This window comes from Mesorhizobium sp. M7D.F.Ca.US.004.01.2.1, assembly GCF_003997785.1.
Classification (GTDB): domain Bacteria; phylum Pseudomonadota; class Alphaproteobacteria; order Rhizobiales; family Rhizobiaceae; genus Mesorhizobium; species Mesorhizobium loti.
In genome coordinates, this window is record NZ_RZRQ01000595.1 from 1 (window position 1) to 2,048 (window position 2,048).

Here is a 2,048-nt window from a genome sequence, read left to right on the forward strand (position 1 = left end):
ACACGGTGCACGGCCTGTATATCGACGGTGCGGGCAATCAGGTGATGGCCGACATTATCCGTTCCTTGCGGGTGACCACGCGTCTCTACGAGGTGTCGAGCCTCAAGGACAGGCTCTTGCCGGATTCCAGGGAACATCTGGAAATCCTGGAAAGCCTGGCGGCCGGCGACCCGAAAACGGCTCGCCGCACAGTGCAGTTCCACCTGAAAAGCCTGCAGAAATACGCGCTCGACAGTTTTGGGAGCTGATTGTCGGACGGCGCGGCGGCCGCGCCCGCAGCGCCGCCTTCTTCGATAAAAGTCGTGCGCCGTTTGTCTAGGGTATGCGCGTCGGAGTCTATTGCATACGACACGTATACGACTGACCCTATTGCCAGCAACGGATCCGTATGGAGCACAAGACTGTGAAGCAGAAGGTTTACGATGCGATCGTGATTGGCGGGGGCCTTGCCGGGCTGGTGGCTGCCTATGATCTGCGAGACAAGGACATTCTGGTCGTCGAAGAGAGCTCGCGTCCTGGAGGCCGAATCCATTCGTTAGCGCGTCCGCCCTACTGGTTGAATCTCGGCGCGCATATGTTCGGCACTCCCGGATCAATCATAGGCGACCTTGTCGAGGAACTGCGCCTGACGTCGCTCCCGATAAACGGCGATCTGTTTGGTATGTCTTTCGGTGGCCGCCAGCTACTGAGCGGTCGCGCGGAGACATTTCCGCTTCGCCTTCCACTTTCCCTGGCCGGGCGTGTGGACTTTGTGCGCATGGGACTCAAATTGCGTTCTGGCAGCAACGACATGGTCATGGCCATGGCCGCCCGATCCGGCGAGACCGCCGCCGACACCAGGTCACGGGTTGTGGCCTACAAGAATGACCGCACGCTTGGTGAATTTATTGGCGCTCTTGGCCCCGACGTTGCCCAAATCCTCACCGCTATCACAGAACGCACCGGAGGCGATCCTGCGGAAATGGCCGCCGGCTACGCGCTTCGCTCTTTCGCAAATGTGTGGAGCAAACACTCGCCAGGCCGCAACCTTGTCGGCGGATCAGCCCTGTTTCCGTTGGCGCTCAGTGAGCGTCTTGGCAAGAAGATACTTTATGATACGCAAGCAACTCGGATTCAAAGCGCGGATGGCAGCGTCGAGGTGGATGTTGTCGCCGGCACCACCCGATCCACGTTCATGGCACGGCATTGTATCGTTGCGGCTCCGGCCTTTGTTGCCGCCCAGATCGTCAAGGACCTCCCGTCAGATACGTTGCACGCGTTGAAGTCGATCCGTTATGGGGCATTTCTGACTGCAGCGGTTCTGACGGCAGAAACAGCGCCGATGCCCTGGGAGCGACACTATGCGATCTCCACACCAGGCCGGGCCTTCAGCACGATTTTCAATCAAGCGACGACGCTGAGAGAAGATCCCACCAACCGCCAGCCTGGCGGCAGCCTGATGCTGTTCCGGGGCGCCAAAGGTGCTGCGCAACTCATGCAGCTCAGCGACCGTGAGATTGTCGAACGCTTTCGCGCCGACCTGATTGCCGAGTTTCCAGAGGCGGCATCATGCATAAGCGAAATCGTCGTCCAACGGTGGGAAGCCGGGGCCCCCTACTCCTGGCCCGGTCGCGGTACATTGCAGGCTGCACTGGCACGGCCGCTCGGCAGCATCCACCTGGCTGGCGACTACTTGGAGTTTCCCAACATGGAGGTTGCCGCCCGAACTGGCCGTGAGGCCGCTGATGCGGTCCGGTCGAACCTGCCAATCCGAGCATGAAGTTGGAGCTTCACGCGCAAGAGCCATGCCCTTCAGGAACGATGCGCCGCGACATCAAAGTAGGCGCCGCTGTACCGATATTGTTTCAAGGGCGCACGCGCCGGGCACGGAAATCGGTCAATGCTACGCCTAACGAGGCGCAGGTAATCATCGCGATCGCTGCCCAGCCGCGCGGCGCGATGCGCTCCCCAAGCAACACAAAGCCGATGATGGACGCCACAACCGGCTCCAGCGAGACCAGCACGCCATAACGGTGTGCCGGGAGCGTCGCAAGCGCCCGGTATTCCAG

At 60.6% G+C, this 2,048-nt stretch carries 3 protein-coding genes; 2 read left to right on the forward strand and 1 reads right to left on the reverse strand.

Going from position 1 to position 2,048, the window contains the following annotated elements; all coding sequences use genetic code 11:
- Both EN993_RS35195 and EN993_RS35200 read left to right on the forward strand, forming a co-directional pair.
- Nucleotides 1-248: FCD domain-containing protein (locus tag EN993_RS35195; RefSeq protein WP_127266181.1), on the forward strand; the 248-nt coding region annotated here is incomplete at its 5' end.
- A 140-nt stretch (nt 249-388) separates the two neighbouring features.
- Nucleotides 389-1,759, forward strand: a complete 1,371-nt coding sequence (locus EN993_RS35200; protein WP_127266182.1) for an FAD-dependent oxidoreductase — start codon at nt 389-391, stop codon at nt 1,757-1,759.
- An 85-nt stretch (nt 1,760-1,844) separates the two neighbouring features.
- On the opposite strand, the gene EN993_RS35205 is transcribed toward EN993_RS35200, so the two are convergent.
- Nucleotides 1,845-2,048, reverse strand: a 204-nt coding sequence (locus EN993_RS35205) for an EamA family transporter (protein WP_164758038.1), incomplete at its 5' end; no start/stop codon positions are given.

Bases quoted from the DNA above. Each gene is read 5' to 3' on its own strand.
- EN993_RS35200 (WP_127266182.1), top strand. From the start codon at position 389: ATGGAGCACAAGACTGTGAAGCAGAAGGTTTACGATGCGATCGTGATT.